The organism is Pseudomonas sp. P9_31 (genome assembly GCF_034008235.1).
Taxonomy (GTDB): Bacteria; Pseudomonadota; Gammaproteobacteria; order Pseudomonadales; family Pseudomonadaceae; genus Aquipseudomonas.
The window spans coordinates 2,281,959-2,297,154 of record NZ_CP125375.1 but is presented as its reverse complement, the minus strand read 5'-3'; the positions used below and the strand labels follow the sequence as shown (position 1 = coordinate 2,297,154).

The following is a 15,196-nucleotide window of genomic DNA, read 5'->3' as shown; positions in this document are numbered from 1 at the left end:
CAGCAATCAGTCAGCCAATCGCCAGGTCGTGCCGCCCTTGCCGTCTTCCAGCACCACGCCCATGGCGGTGAGCTGGTCGCGGATGCGGTCGGATTCGGCCCAGTCCTTATTGGTACGAGCCGTCAGGCGCGCCTGAATCAGTGCGTCAACTTCAGCCGCATCGACCCGCCCTTCGGCACCGGCCTGCAGGAAGTCATCGGCTTCAAGCTGCAACACACCCAGCACGCTGGCCAGTTCCTTCAAGCGTGCCGCCAGACCGGCCGCCGCATTGAGATCGCTCTCGCGCAGACGGTTGATCTCGCGCACCATTTCGAACAGCACCGCGCAGGCTTCCGGCGTGCCGAAGTCGTCGTTCATCACCTGAGTGAAGCGCTCGACGAAGGCTTCGCCGCCAGCCGGCGCCACGCTCGGCAGGCCTTTCAACGCATGGTAGAAACGCTCGAGCGCGCCCTTGGCGTCCTTGAGGTTGTCTTCCGAATAGTTGATCGCGCTGCGGTAGTGGCTCGACACCAGCAGGTAACGCACGACTTCCGGGTGGTACTTTTCCAGCACGTCGCGAATGGTGAAGAAGTTGTTCAAGGACTTGGACATCTTCTCGCCATTGATGCGAATCATGCCGCAATGCATCCACGCATTGGCGTAGGTCTTGCCGGTGGCCGCTTCGCTCTGGGCGATTTCGTTTTCATGGTGCGGGAACTCGAGGTCGCTGCCGCCGCCATGAATGTCGAAAGTCTCGCCCAGGCAGCAGGTCGACATCACCGAGCACTCGATGTGCCAGCCCGGACGACCGTCGCCCCACGGCGATGGCCAGCTCGGCTCGCCCGGCTTGGCGCCTTTCCACAGCACGAAGTCCAGCGGGTCCTGCTTGGACTCGTCAACTTCGATCCGCGCGCCGATGCGCAGGTCTTCGATCTTCTTGCGCGACAGCTTGCCGTAACCCATGAACTTGGCGACGCGGTAGTACACGTCGCCATTGCCCGGTGCGTAGGCGTAGCCCTTGTCGATCAGGGTCTGGATCATCGCGTGCATGCCGGCGATGTGGCCGGTGGCGCGCGGTTCCATGTCGGGCTTCTTGATGTTCAGGCGCGACTCGTCTTCGTGCATCGCCGCGATCATGCGCTCGGTCAGCGCCTCGAACGACTCGCCGTTTTCACGGGCGCGATTGATGATCTTGTCGTCGATGTCGGTGATGTTGCGCACATAGGTCAGGTCGTAACCGCTGAACCGCAACCAGCGGGTCACCAGGTCGAACGCGACCATGCTGCGGCCATGGCCCAGGTGGCAGTAGTCGTACACGGTCATCCCGCAGACGTACATGCGCACCTTGTTGCCATCCAGCGGCTTGAAGACTTCTTTGCTCTTGGTGAGCGTGTTGTAGATCGTAAGCACTTTAGTTTCCTTGAATCACTGGCCCCACGAATCACGCAAGGTCACGGTACGGTTGAACACCGGATGACCGGGTTTCGAGTCCTTGATATCCGCGACGAAGTAACCTTCGCGCTCGAACTGGAAACGGTCTTCTGGCTGTGCATTGCCCAGCGAGGGTTCAGCACGACAACCGGTGAGAACTTGCAGCGAGTCAGGGTTGATGTTGTCCAGGAAACTGGCGCTGTCTTCGGCCTTTTCAGGGTTGGCCGAACGGAACAGGCGATCGTACAGACGCACTTCGCACTCGACGCTGGCCGCCGCCGGTACCCAATGCACCACGCCTTTGACCTTGCGGCCTTCAGGGTTCTTGCCCAGGGTTTCCGGGTCATAGGAGCAACGCAGTTCAACGATGTTGCCCTCGGCGTCCTTGATCGCTTCGTCGGCACGGATCACGTAGCTGCCGCGCAGACGCACTTCGCCGTTCGGCTCCAGGCGCTTGTAGCCTTTTGGCGGCTCTTCCATGAAGTCTTCACGGTCGATGTAGAGCTCGCGGGCGAACGGCAGAACCCGCACGCCCATGTCTTCTTTCGGGTGGCACGCCAGTTCGAGGTTTTCGACCTGACCTTCCGGGTAGTTGGTGATCACGACTTTCAGCGGACGCAGCACGCACATGGCGCGTGGAGCGCTGTGGTCGAGGTCGTCACGGATGCTGAATTCGAGCATGCCGAAGTCCACCACGCCGTCGGAACGGTTGGTGCCGATCATTTCGCAGAAGTTGCGGATCGATTTCGGCGTGTAGCCACGGCGGCGGAAGCCCGACAGCGTGGACATGCGCGGATCGTCCCAGCCATTGACGTGTTTCTCGTCCACAAGCTGCTTGAGCTTGCGCTTGCTGGTGATGGTGTAGTTCAGGTTCAGGCGGCTGAACTCGTACTGACGCGGGTTCGCCGGTACTGGCAGGTTCTCGAGGAACCACTCGTACAGCGGACGGTGGCTTTCGAACTCCAGGGTGCAGATCGAGTGCGTGATGCCTTCGATGGCGTCCGACTGACCGTGGGTGAAGTCGTAGTTCGGATAGATGCACCACTTGTCACCGGTCTGGTGGTGGTGCGCGTGACGGATGCGATACATGATCGGGTCGCGCAGGTTCATGTTCGGCGAGGCCATGTCGATCTTGGCCCGCAGCACGCGTGCGCCGTCCTTGAACTCGCCGGCCTTCATGCGGGCGAACAGGTCGAGGTTTTCCTCAACCGAGCGGTCGCGGAACGGGCTGTTCTTGCCCGGCTCGGTCAGGCTGCCACGGTATTCCTTGGCCTGTTCAGGGGTCAGGTCGTCGACGTAAGCCTTGCCGGCCTTGATCAGCGCTACCGCCCAGTCGTGCAACTGGTCGAAATACTGCGAGGCATAGCGCACTTCACCGGACCATTCGAAGCCCAGCCATTTGACGTCGCTTTCGATCGCGTCGATGTACTCCTGGTCTTCCTTGGCCGGGTTGGTGTCGTCGAAACGCAGGTGCGTGACGCCGCCGAATTCCTGGGCCAGACCGAAGTTCACACAGATCGACTTGGCGTGACCGATGTGCAGGTAACCGTTGGGCTCAGGCGGGAAACGGGTGACGATCTGCGTGTGCTTACCCGAGTCCAGGTCCGCCTGGATGATCGGGCGCAGGAAATTGACCGGCACGGCAGGGCCGGTCTTGGAATTCGAGGTAGGGTCGACAGTGGGCTTGCTCATAGGATCCTTGAACGTACAAGTGCGCGGCCAGTTGGCCAAATCAAAGCGGCTGTTATAAATCAAAGGGGCTTATCATAGCCGATGCTGTCAAGTGGCTGACAGAGCAGGCCGGCAATCGGTTGCATTTAATCGGCCGCCGATGAAAAACAGCCTCGAAATTCGCGCCCGGCACGCTAAACTGCGTGCCTTGGCCGACACTGGCCGGACCGGTTGAGGGCCAAAGCGCCCCGAAACCCACGAATTTCTTGAAAGAGTACCCATCATGACCCAAGTCAAACTGACCACCAACCATGGCGACATCGTCCTGGAACTGAACGCTGAAAAGGCACCGCTGACCGTTGCCAACTTCATCGAGTACGTTAAAGCCGGTCACTACGAAAACACTGTTTTCCACCGTGTCATCGGTAACTTCATGATCCAGGGCGGCGGTTTCGAGCCAGGCATGAAAGAAAAGAAAGACAAGCGCCCAAGCATCCAGAACGAAGCTGACAACGGCCTGCCGAACGTAAAGTACAGCGTGGCCATGGCCCGCACCATGGAGCCGCATTCGGCTTCCGCCCAGTTCTTCATCAACGTGGCTGACAACAGCTTCCTGAACCACAGCGCCAAAACCGTTCAGGGTTGGGGTTATGCCGTATTCGCCAAAGTAGTCGAAGGCACCGACGTGGTGGACAAGATCAAAGGCGTGGCCACGACTTCCAAAGCCGGCCACCAGGACGTACCCGCAGAAGACGTGATCATCGAGAAAGCCGAGATCATTGAGTGATACTGCTGATTTCAGACTTGCATCTGGAAGAGGAGCGCCCGGACATTACCCGGGCGTTTCTGGATTTGCTCGCTGGACGCGCCCGCTCAGCGAGTGCGTTGTACATCCTGGGCGACTTTTTCGAGGCGTGGATTGGCGACGATGCCATGACGCCGTTCCAGCGTTCCATCTGCCAGGCCCTGCGCGATCTCAGCGACAGCGGCACGGCCATTTTTCTGATGCACGGCAATCGCGACTTCATGCTCGGCAAGGCCTTCTGCAAAGCAGCCGGCTGTACCTTGCTCAAAGATCCGAGTGTCGTGCAGTTTTACGGCGAGCCAGTGCTGTTGATGCACGGCGACAGCCTCTGCACCCGCGACGAAGCGTATATGAAGCTGCGGCGCTACCTGCGTAACCCGATCACCCTGTTCATCCTGCGCCATCTGCCCTTGGGCACCCGGCATAAACTGGCGCGCAAGCTGCGCAGTGAAAGCCGTGCGCAGACGCGGATGAAGGCCAATGACATTGTCGATGTCACACCGGAAGAGATTCCACGGATCATGCAGCTATATGGCGTGAAAACCTTGATCCACGGCCATACCCATCGCCCGGCCATCCACAAGTTGCAGATTGGCGCGCAGGCTGCCAAACGCATTGTGTTGGGGGATTGGGATCGTCAGGGTTGGGCGTTGCAGGTGGATGAGCAAGGGTTTGCGCTGGCGCCGTTTGATTTCGCCCCGCCACCGCAACTGGCAGCACCCGCAAACTAACGGCCGAACACAAAACCCTTGTGGGAGCGAGCCTGCTCGCGAAAGCGGTGGATCAGTCAACAATGATGTTGAATATGCCACCGCATTCGCGAGCAGGCTCGCTCCCACAGGGATTGTGTTTGACTTAGTGACCGGCAGAAGCCGGCCCCGCCTTCGCCGCAAACGGCGGTTTCGCCAACCACACCAACAGAATCAACCCCATGAACGCCCACCCCAGCAACGTGAAGTAATCCACGGTGGAGAGCATGTACGCCTGACTGGTCAGCACATGATCCAGCTGTGCGTAGGCCGGATTGCCCGCACCGCCCAACGCATTCAAGGCATCCCGGGTCGCCGGCTCATAGGTGGTGATGCTTTCACTCAAATACGCATGGTGCTGATCGGCCCGGCGAATCCAGATCCAGGTGGTCAACGACGCCGCAAAACTACCGCCCAGGGTCCGCAGGAAAGTCGCGAGACCCGCGCCGTCGGCAATCTGGCTCGGCGGCAAGTCCGACATCAAAATGCTCAGGGTCGGCATGAAGAACAGCGCCACACCGATGCCCATGAACAACTGCACCAGCGCGATGTGCTGGAAGTCCACTTCGTTGGTAAACCCGGCACGCATGAAGCAACTCAAACCGATGCAGAGGAACGCGCCACCAGCCAGCAGCCGCAGGTCGAACCTGTGCGCATACTTGCCGACAAACGGCGACAGCAGCACCGGCAGAATGCCAATCGGTGCCACCGCCAGTCCGGCCCAGGTGGCCGTGTAGCCCATCTGGGTTTGCAGCCATTGCGGCAGGATCAGGTTAATGCCGAAGAACCCGGCGTAACCGCCCACCAGCACGATGGTACCGATGCGGAAGTTGCGGTAAGCGAACAGCCGCAGGTTGACCACCGGGTGTTTGTCGGTCATTTCCCAGATCACGAACACCGCCAGCGCAATCACTGAAATAGCCGCGCCGATGATGATGAAGTTCGATTCGAACCAGTCCAGGTCATTGCCCTTGTCGAGGATCACCTGCAATGCCCCGACACCGATGATCAACGTGATCAGTCCCACGTAATCCATCGGCTGGTAACTGGTCTCCACTGGACGCGCCTTGAGTTGCTGGCGCACCACCATCACCGCAAAGATCCCGATCGGCACGTTGATAAAGAAAATCCACGGCCAGCTGTAGCTGTCGGTAATCCAGCCGCCGAGGATGGGCCCTGCAATCGGCGCCACCACCGTGACCATCGCCAGCAACGCCAGGGCCATGCCGCGCCTTGCGGGCGGGTAGACCGCGATCAACAGCGTCTGGGTCATCGGGTACAACGGCCCGGCCACCAGGCCTTGAAGCACCCGAAAGCCGATCAGCTCCGGCATCGAGGTTGAGATACCGCACAGAAACGACGCCAGCACGAACAGCATCGTCGCCCAGAGAAACAGCTTCACTTCACCGAAACGCCGGCTGAGCCAACCGGTCAGCGGCAGCGCGATAGCGTTGCTCACCGCAAACGAGGTGATCACCCAGGTGCCCTGCTCCGAACTCACGCCCAGGTTGCCGGAAATCGTCGGCAAGGCCACGTTGGCGATGGTGGTGTCGAGCACCTGCATGAAGGTCGCCAGCGACAGGCCGATGGTGCTGAGCAGCAAGCTGGGGGGCGAGAAAGAGGCGTTATTGCTCATCGCGAATCCTTTGGAGCTGAATTTTTTGGAGCGGGGCTCACGCTGCGCCCGTTACAGGCGCAGCTGACGGATTGGCGAATCAGCGTTGCGCGGTTTTGCTGACCGCGGCGCTGTTGTCGTGGATCAACTGGGTGATCATCGCGTCGGCCTCGGCCAACTGACGGTCGTAGATGCTGGTGCTGAACGACGCCTTTTGCGGCGGCTGTTGCGCCAGCACCGGGCCGCTCTGGTCGCGCAGGTTCACAGCGACCTGAGTCGACAGGCCGACCCGCAATGGGTGTTTGGCCAGCTCTTCGGCATTGATGTGAATCCGCACCGGCACCCGCTGCACGATCTTGATCCAGTTACCGGTGGCGTTCTGCGCCGGCAGCAAGGCAAACGCGCTGCCGGTCCCGGCGCCGAGGCTGTCGATGGTGCCGCGGTATTTGACGTCGCCGCCGTAAACGTCGGCTTCGATGTCCACCGGCTGACCGATGCGCATGTCACGCAGCTGGGTTTCCTTGAAGTTGGCGTCGATCCACAGCTGATCCAGCGGGATCACCGCCATCAGCGCCGTGCCCGGCTGGACTCGCTGGCCGAGTTGCACGGTACGTTTGGCGACATAACCGGTGACCGGCGCGATCAAGGTGCTGCGGGCGTTATTCAGATACGCCTGACGCAATTGCGCGGCGGCGGACATCACCTCCGGGTGCGAAGAAACCACGGTGTCATCGACCAGTGCGCTGGTGGTCTTGAGCTGTTGCTGGGCGTTGGCCAGGGCGTTTTGCGCCGAGGTCAGGTCATCGCGAGCGTGGGACAGTTCTTCCTGGGAAATCGCTCCGCCAGCGGCGAGGTTTTTCCGGCGATTGAAGTTGTCCTGAGCCTTTTGCACGTCAGCCTGCTGGGCATTGACCTGGGCTTTCATGCCGTCGACGTTGCTGTACAAACCGCGTACCTGGCGCACGGTGCGGGCCAGATTGGCCTGGGCACTTTGCAGACCGACTTCGGCATCGTTCGGGTCGAAATTGACCAGCACCTGGCCTTCGTGAACCAGGTCGCCATCGTCGGCGCCGATGCTGACCACCGTGCCGGTGACCAGCGGAGTGATTTCTACCACGTTGCCGTTCACATAGGCGTCGTCGGTGCTTTCGCTCCAGCGACCGAAGAATTGGTGATAACCCCAGACGCCGGCTCCGGCGAGGATCACCATGATCGTCAGGACAAACAGCATCACTTTGCGCTTGCGCGGGTTGCTCGTGTCTTGAGTGTCGTCAGGGGTTGAAATTGTATTGGCAGTGGCCATGACAAGTACCTTGAATTAGTTGTGCTGCGTGGCTGGGGTTGCGTTGGCTGCGGTCAGGGTTTCGCCCTGAAAACCGCCACCCAGCGCCTGCATCAGTTGGATCGACAGGTCGATCTGCTCGGCATTCAGGTTGGCCAGCTGACGCTGGGCCTGGAGCAATTGCTGCTCGATGCTGAGCACGTCCAGGTAATTCCCGATGCCGGAACCGTAGCGCTGGACCACGGTGTTGTAAGAATCCTGGGCAATGTCGGTGGCGTGTTGCTGGGCACCGATTTGCCGGCCGATATCGTGCAACTGGTTGATGGTGTTGCTGACATCACCCAGAGCGCTCACCAGGCTTTTGTTGTACTGCGCCACCGCGAGGTCGTAATCGGCGTCTCGGGAATCGAGGTCGGCACGCAGGCGGCCGCCGTCGAAAATCGGTACCGAGAGGGTTGGAGCGATGTTGAAGAAGCGACTGGCGGAACCGAACATCGCATCGCCCAGCAACGACTCGACACCGGCCGCCGCGCTCAGGTTGAGGTTGGGGTAGAACCGGGTCTTGGCCGCCGCGATGTTTTTGCTCGCCGCTTCAACCCGCCAGCGTGACGCCACCAGGTCCGGGCGACGACCGAGCAATTCTGCAGGCAACACCGACGGCAACGCGACTGCACTGGCCTGAAGGACTTGCGGTCGGGCGATTTCATTGCCGCGATCCGGGCCTTTGCCCAGCAGCACCGCCAAGGCGATTTTCGCGCTTTGCAGGCGTTTCTCGGCGTCGATCAGGCTGGCTTCGGCGCTGGCTTCCAGGCTTTCGGTCTGCTGGAACTGGTACTGACTGTCGATCCCCGAACTCAGGCGACGCTGGCTGAGGTCGAGCATTTGTTTGGTGCGTTTGAGGTCTTCGCTGGCCAGGTCATGGATGACGTGCGCCTGCCCCAGATCGCTGTAGGCACGGGCGACGTCGGCAGACAAGGTCAACTGCGCCGCCTGCTGATCGACTTCGGCGACACGGGCTTGGCCCAATGCGGCTTCCCAGGCGTCGCGCTGACCACCCCAGAGGTCGAAGGTGTAATTGAAGCTGGCGCCGAGATTACGCACGGTGGAATACGTTCCACCCTGCCCGCTCGGGTCCTGATCGCGAGCCAGACGCGAGCGGCTGACACCGGCGCTGGCATCGAGGGTCGGCATGCGCGCGGCGTCGGCGGCATAGGCGGCAGCGCTGGCCTGGTGAGCGCGGGCGTCGGCGATTTGCATGTCGGGGCTGTCGTGCAGGGCTTCGCGGATCAGGCCGTCGAGCTGCGGGTCGCCGAGGCTTTTCCACCAGTCGCTTTTCGGCCATGCGGCAGGCGAAAGGGTCACACCGTTGAGCGACTGCCCGGCCTTGAGGTTCTTCGCATCGAGGCTGACGCCTTCGGTGTTCAAGCCACTGTAACTGGCGCAACCGGCGACGCTCATGGCCAACAGCACCAGGCTCAGGCCGGTACGCAGGCGTTTATTGTTCATGGCCACCTACCCGCAGCAAGGTGATCGAGTCACCCGCCGCTACCAGAATTTTCTTCAGGATGTGTTCCAGGGTTTTCAATTCTTCCGGGGTGATGGCGCCGGCCAGTTCGTTCATGGCATCGGCGCCGATCTGCGGCAGCTGGTCAGTCAACTGCTGGCCTTGTTCGGTCAGCATCAGTTGCACCTGACGGCGGTCTGCCTCGGAGCGTTGGCGGGCAAGGAAACCTTTCTGTTCCAGACGATCGAGCATGCGGGTCATCGAACCGCTGTCCAGCGACAAGTGACGGCACAGCTCGGCCGGGGTATCGACGCCGAACTGGGCCATGATGATCAGCACTTTGAACTGCGCGGCGGTGATGCCGTGGGGTTCCATGTGCGTGTCGATGATCCGGTCCTTGAGCAGCGCGGCGCGGCCGAGCAAGAGGCCGAGATGGCAATTATGGAAATCGTATGAGGAGAAATGTTTCATCTGACCACCAATTAGCTGCCTAGGCAGTGAATGTATGTCGAGATATTACTGCCTAGGCAGCCAATGTCAACGTAATAGTTAGGTTGCTTTGTATTTAGTTGATAAACGGGGCCGGATTATGCGGCGGACGCCTGACGCCATCGCGGGCAAGCCCGCTCCCACAGGGATCACACTGAACCTTGTGGGAGCGGGCTTGCCCGCGATTGGGGCGACGCGGTATCTGGAAGGGAAAGCGGGGTTAGAAATCCCGCTTGTAGAAGATGTCCAGCGAACTGGCCACGCCGCTGGCGGCTTCCAGGTAGACCTTTTTGCTCAGTTTGTAGCGCAAGGCGATGGTGTTGGCCGGTTCGAACACCCCAACCCCATAACGCAAGCTGAGTTTTTCCGAAATATTGCCGCTGGCCACCACCGCGGTGTTAGTACCGCTGCCCTGAGTATCGAGCTGGAAGTCCTGAATGCCCAGATCCTTGGCCAAGCCGCTGGTGACACCCGAACTGCCCATCAAGCCCAACCCGAGGGCGGCCTGGGCGAGCATGTTGTTGTCTTCACCGGTGGTGCTCAGCGGACGGCCCAGCACCAGATAGGACAGCGCCTGCTCCTGACTCATCGCCGGTTCCGAAAAAATCTGCGTGGTCGGCTGCTCGGCGCTGCCGCTCAGGCGAATGCCGGCGATCACGTCGTCGGTCTGGCGAATCGCTTCGATATCGAGGTACGGCTGATCGATGGGGCCGGCAAACAACAGGCGCGCCCGGCGCACCGTCAGTCGCTGACCGTAGGCGCGATAACGCCCATCGTTGAGCCACAGCTCGCCGCGCGTGTCCATGTTGTCGCCGATGTGCACATGGCCTTGCAGATTGGCGGTCAGGCCGAACCCGGCAAAGCTGAGTTTGTCTTCCCCGACCACCACATCGACGTCCATCGCCATGGCCATCGGCGGCTTGCCCTCTTCGGTCTGCTGACCGACGATCACCGTGTCATCGGAGACCTTGACCGTCGACGGCGGCAACTCGCGCACGGTAATTTCGCCCTTGGGCACCAGCACCTTGCCGACGACCGCCAGTTTGTCGTCCTTCATGGAGATTTTCAGGTCCGGTGCCATTTCCAGCTTGGCATAAGGCTCGACCGTGACCGGCAACTGCGAACCTTTGAGCGCCAGATCCACGATCAATGCCTGCCCCCAGGCGATGTTGCCGTTCAGGCTGCCATGCCCGGTCTTGCCGCTCTTCCAGCCGCCGTTCAACTGAACGGTTTCGCCGACAATTACGGCTTGAAGTTGCAAGGCCTCCAAATCCATCGGTAATTCAGAGCCGGAGATTTCGCCGTCACTGAGCAACAAGTTGCCGTTGACCAGCGGCGCCAGCAACCCGCCGGACAGTGTGCCACTGCCGTTCAAATGCCCGGTGAGTTTCTCGACCATCGGCACAAACGGCCGCGCCACCGACAAATCCAGACCACTGAGGCGGAACGAGCCGGTCAGCGGTTTGTTCTTCGGCAACGGGTTGATCTGCGCCTGAAGCATCAGCTCACCCAGCTTGCCGCCGACAAAGTTGAGGTCGGTGTCGATGCGTTTGGGCGTGAGCTTGCTGGTGAGTTTCAGGGTCTGGTACGGGAAGTCCAGCCATTGCTCCTTTTCCTTCATGCGTAATGTGCCGCCGCTGGCATCGACGCTGATCTGGCCATTCGGGCCGCTGGCCGGCAAGTCCAGTTGCAAGTCGGCGTTGAGCTTGCCCTGCCAGGCGAAATCCTTCGGCAACCATTGCGCCAGGCTGTCGATGGGGAATTGCTTGAGGTGGTAACGCAGCTTCGGCTCAGGCATCAAGCGCTGATCTTCGCCGCACAGGCTGGCCGGGCCGGACATCCAGCAATGGGCGCCGAAATTGATTTTGCCGTCCGCCAGCCGCTCAAGTTTCGCCGGACTTTGCAGCTTCCAGTCCTGACCGCCGGCCTGGATATCGCCGCTGGCCAGACGCCCGCGCCAGTTGCCCTTATCCAGCGTGCCGTCAAGACCAAGGGCCAGTTTCAGCTTCGGCCCTTGCAGGTCGAGCATCAGTTTCTGGTTTTTGATGTCGCCCTGGCCGCTGGCGGTCAACGTGCCCAGTGATGTGTCGCCGGTCTGAATGCCGCTGCCCTTGAGGTCGACCTTCGCTCGCTGGGCGCTGTCGAGGGTGGCGTCCAGATTGAGGCTTTGCAGGCGGTTGTCTTCGAAAACCAGTTGCGTGCCTTGCAGGGCGAGCTTGCCTTGCGGTGCCTTGAGCGTGCCAGCGACATCGACCCGACCATTGAGCTGGCCGCGCAGTTGCGGCCAGAGCTGGGCCAGTCGCGGCAGCTTGATGTCGATCTGGCCGGCGAGTTTCTGTTGCAGGCTGCCCTTGCCATTGATGCTGTTGTCACCGAGGCGAATCTTCAACGCGCTGAGGTTCCATTGCTCGCCGCCGCCATCGGCCTTGGCTTGCAACACCGCCGGTTGCCCGCGCAGTTTGCCTTTCAGGTCCAGGTCGGCGGTCAGGCTGAGCGTTTCATTCTTCATTTCGCCTTTGCTGCGCAACGGGCCAGCCAACGTACCCGGCAACTCCGCGAGCCAGTACGCCGGGTTGATCGCCGAGAGGTCCAGCGCCGTATCCCAGGCGATACCATCGGCAAATTGCAGGTTCAGGTGCCCTTCGGCCTTGCCCTGCCCGGCTTCGAGCTTGAACTGCGGCAGATGGATTTGGCTCAGGTCGCCGCTGAACCGGCTGTTCAGGCTGAACGCCCCGGCCGGGCCATCCAGTGCGGCCTTGAAGTTACCGATGTAGTTGCCGTCGGTGTAGGAGACTTCACCGTTGAAGCTGCGCAGTGCCACTTGCGGCTCGTCGATCAGCGGATAGAGGCGATGCCACGGGAAATCCAGCCAGTCGATTTTTGCATCAGCGCTCAGGCCTTTGCTCCAGTCCACAAGCCCTGTGAGTTTGAGGCTTTGTTTGTCGTTGGCTGTCAGGTCAAGGGCGGCGATCTGCGCGCCCTTGGCGTCGACCTTGCCTTGCAGCAACAGCGCGACCGGGCCAAGCTCGGCGGGCAACGTGGCTTTGCCGAGCAACTGGTAGCCGTTTTTCAGGTCGCCGTCGCCGGTGAGCTCCAGTTGATTGAGTTGCAGGGTGTCCGGCAGATCGGCGCTGGCCTTGAAGCCGTCAGCGGTGATGCGCAATTTGGCCGGCAGGTTTTCCACCAGCGGTTGCAGTTCACCGGTGAGCTGCCCATTCAGGTAACCACTGCTGTCGGCTTTCAGCTTCAGGATTTTCAGCAGGTCGCCGTCAACCTTCAAGGCCAGAGCCCAAGGCTCGGGAGCCGACAGGGTCAGTTTGCCTTCGGCTGTGAGCGGCCAGTTGCCGCTCGGTTGCAACAAGCCGGACAGGCTCAGGCTCAGTTCATCACGCTGCAGGCTTACCGAGTCGATCTGCAAACCTTTGGCGGTCCAGTGCGCCGCCAGTTGCAGGCCTTTGAGTTCTTCGCTGCCGTTGAACAGCAGACGACCGACCTTGACGTCGCCCAATTCGATGGCCAGCGGCAACTTCAAGTCAGGGAGACTGATCGGCCCGCTGTTTTGCTCTTGCGCGCCGGGCGGGAATTGCAGGCTGACCTGCTCGGCCTGCAATTGCTCGATGCACAGCGTCATGCGCGTCAGGCACAGCGGCGACCAGGCGAAAATCGCTTGGTTCAGCTCAACCCGGCTGTTGTCCTGCTGCCACAGCAGATGGTCGGCGCTCCACTGCCCCCCCAAGCGTCCCTGGAAATTCTCAACGGTCAAACCCGGCACAAACCCGAGCGCCCAGCGGCTGCCCGTCGCCGTGCCCAGCACGGTGATCAAGGCCAGCACGACCAGCATCAGCAGCGCCGGGATCGCCAGCAGCGCTATTTTCAAACCACGCTTCACAGCTCAGGCCCCATGGAAAAGTGCAGTCGAATGCCGCCGTCGTCGTCCATCGCATGGGCCAGGTCGAGGCGAATCGGCCCCACCGGCGAGACCCAGCGTATGCCGACACCGACGCCGGTCTTGAGGTTCGGCAGTTCAAGGGTATTGAAGGAGTTGCCCTGGTCGATAAAGGTTGCGACCCGCCATTTTTCGGCGATGGAATATTGATACTCGACGCTGCCGGCCACCATGTAACGGCCACCGATACGGTCGCCCTCAGAGTTCTCCGGGGACAGGCTCTGGTAGTCGTAACCGCGCACGCTCTGATCGCCACCGGCGAAGAAGCGTAGAGACGGCGGCACCGATTTGTAGCCATTGGTGGCGCTGCCGCCGACCTGCACCCGACCAAGGAAGCGGTGTTTGTCGAAGACCGTGGTCAGGCCTTTGACCAACGCCGTGCCGTAGATCAGGTTGGTGTCTGACCCCACCCCTTCCTTGGCGACTTTGGTTTCGAATTGCAGGCGATAGCCGTTATGCGGATCGATGCGGTTGTCGCTTTTCAGGTACGAATAGCTCACGCCGGGCATCAGCAAGGTACTGAGCCCCGAGTCGTCGCCTAGTGTGTATTCCTCGCGCTGCCACTTGAGCGACACCACCCGCTGCCAGCCGCTGGGCAACTTGCTGTGCCATTCGGGGCCGAGGGTCAGCAGTTTGCTCAGGGAATCGGTGCCAGCGATTTCTTCATATTGATAGCCAGCGGCCCAGCGCAGTTTGTCGGTCAGCGGTGGGTCCAGGGGAATGTCGTAAAACACCCCGACGTTCTGCCGCGGTGCCGACAGCTCGGCTTCCCAACCATAGCTGTCGCCTTGCGGGTTGACCCAGTGCCGGGTCCAGTTGGCCTTGATTCGCGGGCCGACGTCGGTGGAAAACCCCAGACCCAAGCCCATGGTCCGAGGCTTGCGGGTGTCGAGTTTGACCGCCACCGGGATCACCTCGTCCCTGGACGCGGTCGGCGCCGCGTCGACGCGCACGCCTTCGAAATAACCGCTCGATTGCAGCGCCTGATTGAGTTCGGCGATCAGTTCGGAGTCATAGGGCGTACCGGCCTTGAACGGCACCATGCGTTGCAGCAGGTCTTCGTCGAACGGCGTGTCGCCTTCAAAACTGACCTTGCCCAGCGCATAACGCGGGCCGCTGTCGTAGATCAATTCGATGTCGGCGACGCCCGCACGCGGGTCCACCAACAACTTCTGACGAGTGAAACGCCCACTGAAAAAACCGAAGCGCGAGGCCTGGTTCTGGATCAGCCGCTTGGCGTCTTCGTAATGGCCATGGTTAAGCACCGCGCCAGGCTTCAGCAGGTCGCCTTTCGGCACACGAAAGGATTTGAGGTCGGCCGCAGGCCCCTCGACACGCACCGTGACGTTGCGCAAATGGATCGGCTCGCCGGGATCGATGTTCAGCACCAGGCGCGGCGTCTTGCCGCCCTTTACGTCGCTGTCGATTTGCGGCTGGTAATACCCCAAGGCCTGGGCGGCCTTGCGCGCCTGTTCTTCGGCGCCGCGACTGAAGCGCAGCAAGGCTTCTTCATCGCGATCGCCGAGGCTACCGATATAGCCCTCTATATTGGCCTTCAGTTCATCGTTGGACGGTTTGATCCGCACATCCAATTCACTTTGTGCCAGCGCCGCGCAGCTGGATAACAGCATCAGCAGGCCGCTGGTCATTCTTCCTGGAAACTTCATAGCGCGGATGCTATCACGAGGCTGGGAGCGTGATAGAGCCTGACCTGCCGCGAAAGTT

General features: G+C 60.9%; 10 protein-coding genes. 2 read left to right on the top strand and 8 right to left on the bottom strand.

Features of this window, described 5'->3' with window-relative positions:
- Positions 1 to 6: 6 nt before the first annotated feature.
- A complete protein-coding gene (gene cysS, locus QMK51_RS10300; RefSeq protein ID WP_320393959.1) occupies positions 7 to 1,389 on the bottom strand; it encodes a cysteine--tRNA ligase in 1,383 nt (460 codons plus the stop codon).
- A gap of 15 nt (positions 1,390 to 1,404) precedes the next feature.
- Complete coding sequence (locus tag QMK51_RS10295; RefSeq protein WP_320393958.1) at positions 1,405 to 3,102, bottom strand: glutamine--tRNA ligase/YqeY domain fusion protein; 1,698 nt, start codon at positions 3,100 to 3,102, stop codon at positions 1,405 to 1,407.
- A 262-nt stretch (positions 3,103 to 3,364) separates the two neighbouring features.
- Between QMK51_RS10295 and QMK51_RS10290 the strand changes: the two genes are divergently transcribed.
- Together QMK51_RS10290 and lpxH are read left to right on the top strand one after the other, a co-directional pair.
- The gene (locus QMK51_RS10290; protein ID WP_320393957.1) at positions 3,365 to 3,868 is read left to right on the top strand and encodes a peptidylprolyl isomerase; all 504 of its coding nucleotides are present in this window, start codon (positions 3,365 to 3,367) and stop codon (positions 3,866 to 3,868) included.
- A complete protein-coding gene (gene lpxH / locus QMK51_RS10285) occupies positions 3,865 to 4,617 on the top strand; it encodes a UDP-2,3-diacylglucosamine diphosphatase (RefSeq protein WP_320393956.1) in 753 nt (250 codons plus the stop codon). Before QMK51_RS10290 ends, lpxH begins: the two co-directional genes overlap by 4 nt.
- Positions 4,618 to 4,741: 124 nt before the next feature.
- Here lpxH and QMK51_RS10280 read toward each other — a convergent pair whose 3' ends face one another.
- The 6 genes from QMK51_RS10280 to QMK51_RS10255 all read right to left on the bottom strand — a co-directional run bounded on the left by QMK51_RS10280 (position 4,742) and on the right by QMK51_RS10255 (position 15,138).
- Positions 4,742 to 6,271 carry a DHA2 family efflux MFS transporter permease subunit gene (locus QMK51_RS10280; RefSeq protein ID WP_258700010.1) on the bottom strand — a complete coding sequence of 510 codons (1,530 nt, stop codon included), beginning with the start codon at positions 6,269 to 6,271 and terminating at the stop codon, positions 4,742 to 4,744.
- Positions 6,272 to 6,350: 79 nt separating this feature from the next.
- Positions 6,351 to 7,553: an efflux RND transporter periplasmic adaptor subunit gene (locus QMK51_RS10275; protein ID WP_320393955.1), complete on the bottom strand. Its 1,203-nt coding sequence runs from the start codon at positions 7,551 to 7,553 to the stop codon at positions 6,351 to 6,353.
- A 15-nt stretch (positions 7,554 to 7,568) separates the two neighbouring features.
- Positions 7,569 to 9,038 carry an efflux transporter outer membrane subunit gene (locus QMK51_RS10270; RefSeq protein WP_320393954.1) on the bottom strand — a complete coding sequence of 490 codons (1,470 nt, stop codon included), beginning with the start codon at positions 9,036 to 9,038 and terminating at the stop codon, positions 7,569 to 7,571.
- Complete coding sequence (locus QMK51_RS10265; RefSeq protein ID WP_320393953.1) at positions 9,028 to 9,507, bottom strand: MarR family winged helix-turn-helix transcriptional regulator; 480 nt, start codon at positions 9,505 to 9,507, stop codon at positions 9,028 to 9,030. Before QMK51_RS10265 ends, QMK51_RS10270 begins: the two co-directional genes overlap by 11 nt.
- 238 nt (positions 9,508 to 9,745) lie before the next feature.
- Positions 9,746 to 13,414: a translocation/assembly module TamB domain-containing protein gene (locus QMK51_RS10260; RefSeq protein ID WP_320393952.1), complete on the bottom strand. Its 3,669-nt coding sequence runs from the start codon at positions 13,412 to 13,414 to the stop codon at positions 9,746 to 9,748.
- Positions 13,411 to 15,138 carry an autotransporter assembly complex family protein gene (locus QMK51_RS10255; RefSeq protein ID WP_320393951.1) on the bottom strand — a complete coding sequence of 576 codons (1,728 nt, stop codon included), beginning with the start codon at positions 15,136 to 15,138 and terminating at the stop codon, positions 13,411 to 13,413. Before QMK51_RS10255 ends, QMK51_RS10260 begins: the two co-directional genes overlap by 4 nt.
- Between the last annotated feature and the right edge of the window lie 58 nt (positions 15,139 to 15,196).

Coding starts and splice junctions, on each gene's coding strand:
- QMK51_RS10255 (WP_320393951.1), bottom strand. CDS start 15,138: ATGAAGTTTCCAGGAAGAATGACCAGCGGCCTGCTGATGCTGTTATCC.
- QMK51_RS10275 (WP_320393955.1), bottom strand. CDS start 7,553: ATGGCCACTGCCAATACAATTTCAACCCCTGACGACACTCAAGACACG.
- QMK51_RS10295 (WP_320393958.1), bottom strand. CDS start 3,102: ATGAGCAAGCCCACTGTCGACCCTACCTCGAATTCCAAGACCGGCCCT.
- QMK51_RS10265 (WP_320393953.1), bottom strand. CDS start 9,507: ATGAAACATTTCTCCTCATACGATTTCCATAATTGCCATCTCGGCCTC.
- QMK51_RS10280 (WP_258700010.1), bottom strand. CDS start 6,271: ATGAGCAATAACGCCTCTTTCTCGCCCCCCAGCTTGCTGCTCAGCACC.
- QMK51_RS10290 (WP_320393957.1), top strand. CDS start 3,365: ATGACCCAAGTCAAACTGACCACCAACCATGGCGACATCGTCCTGGAA.
- QMK51_RS10270 (WP_320393954.1), bottom strand. CDS start 9,038: ATGAACAATAAACGCCTGCGTACCGGCCTGAGCCTGGTGCTGTTGGCC.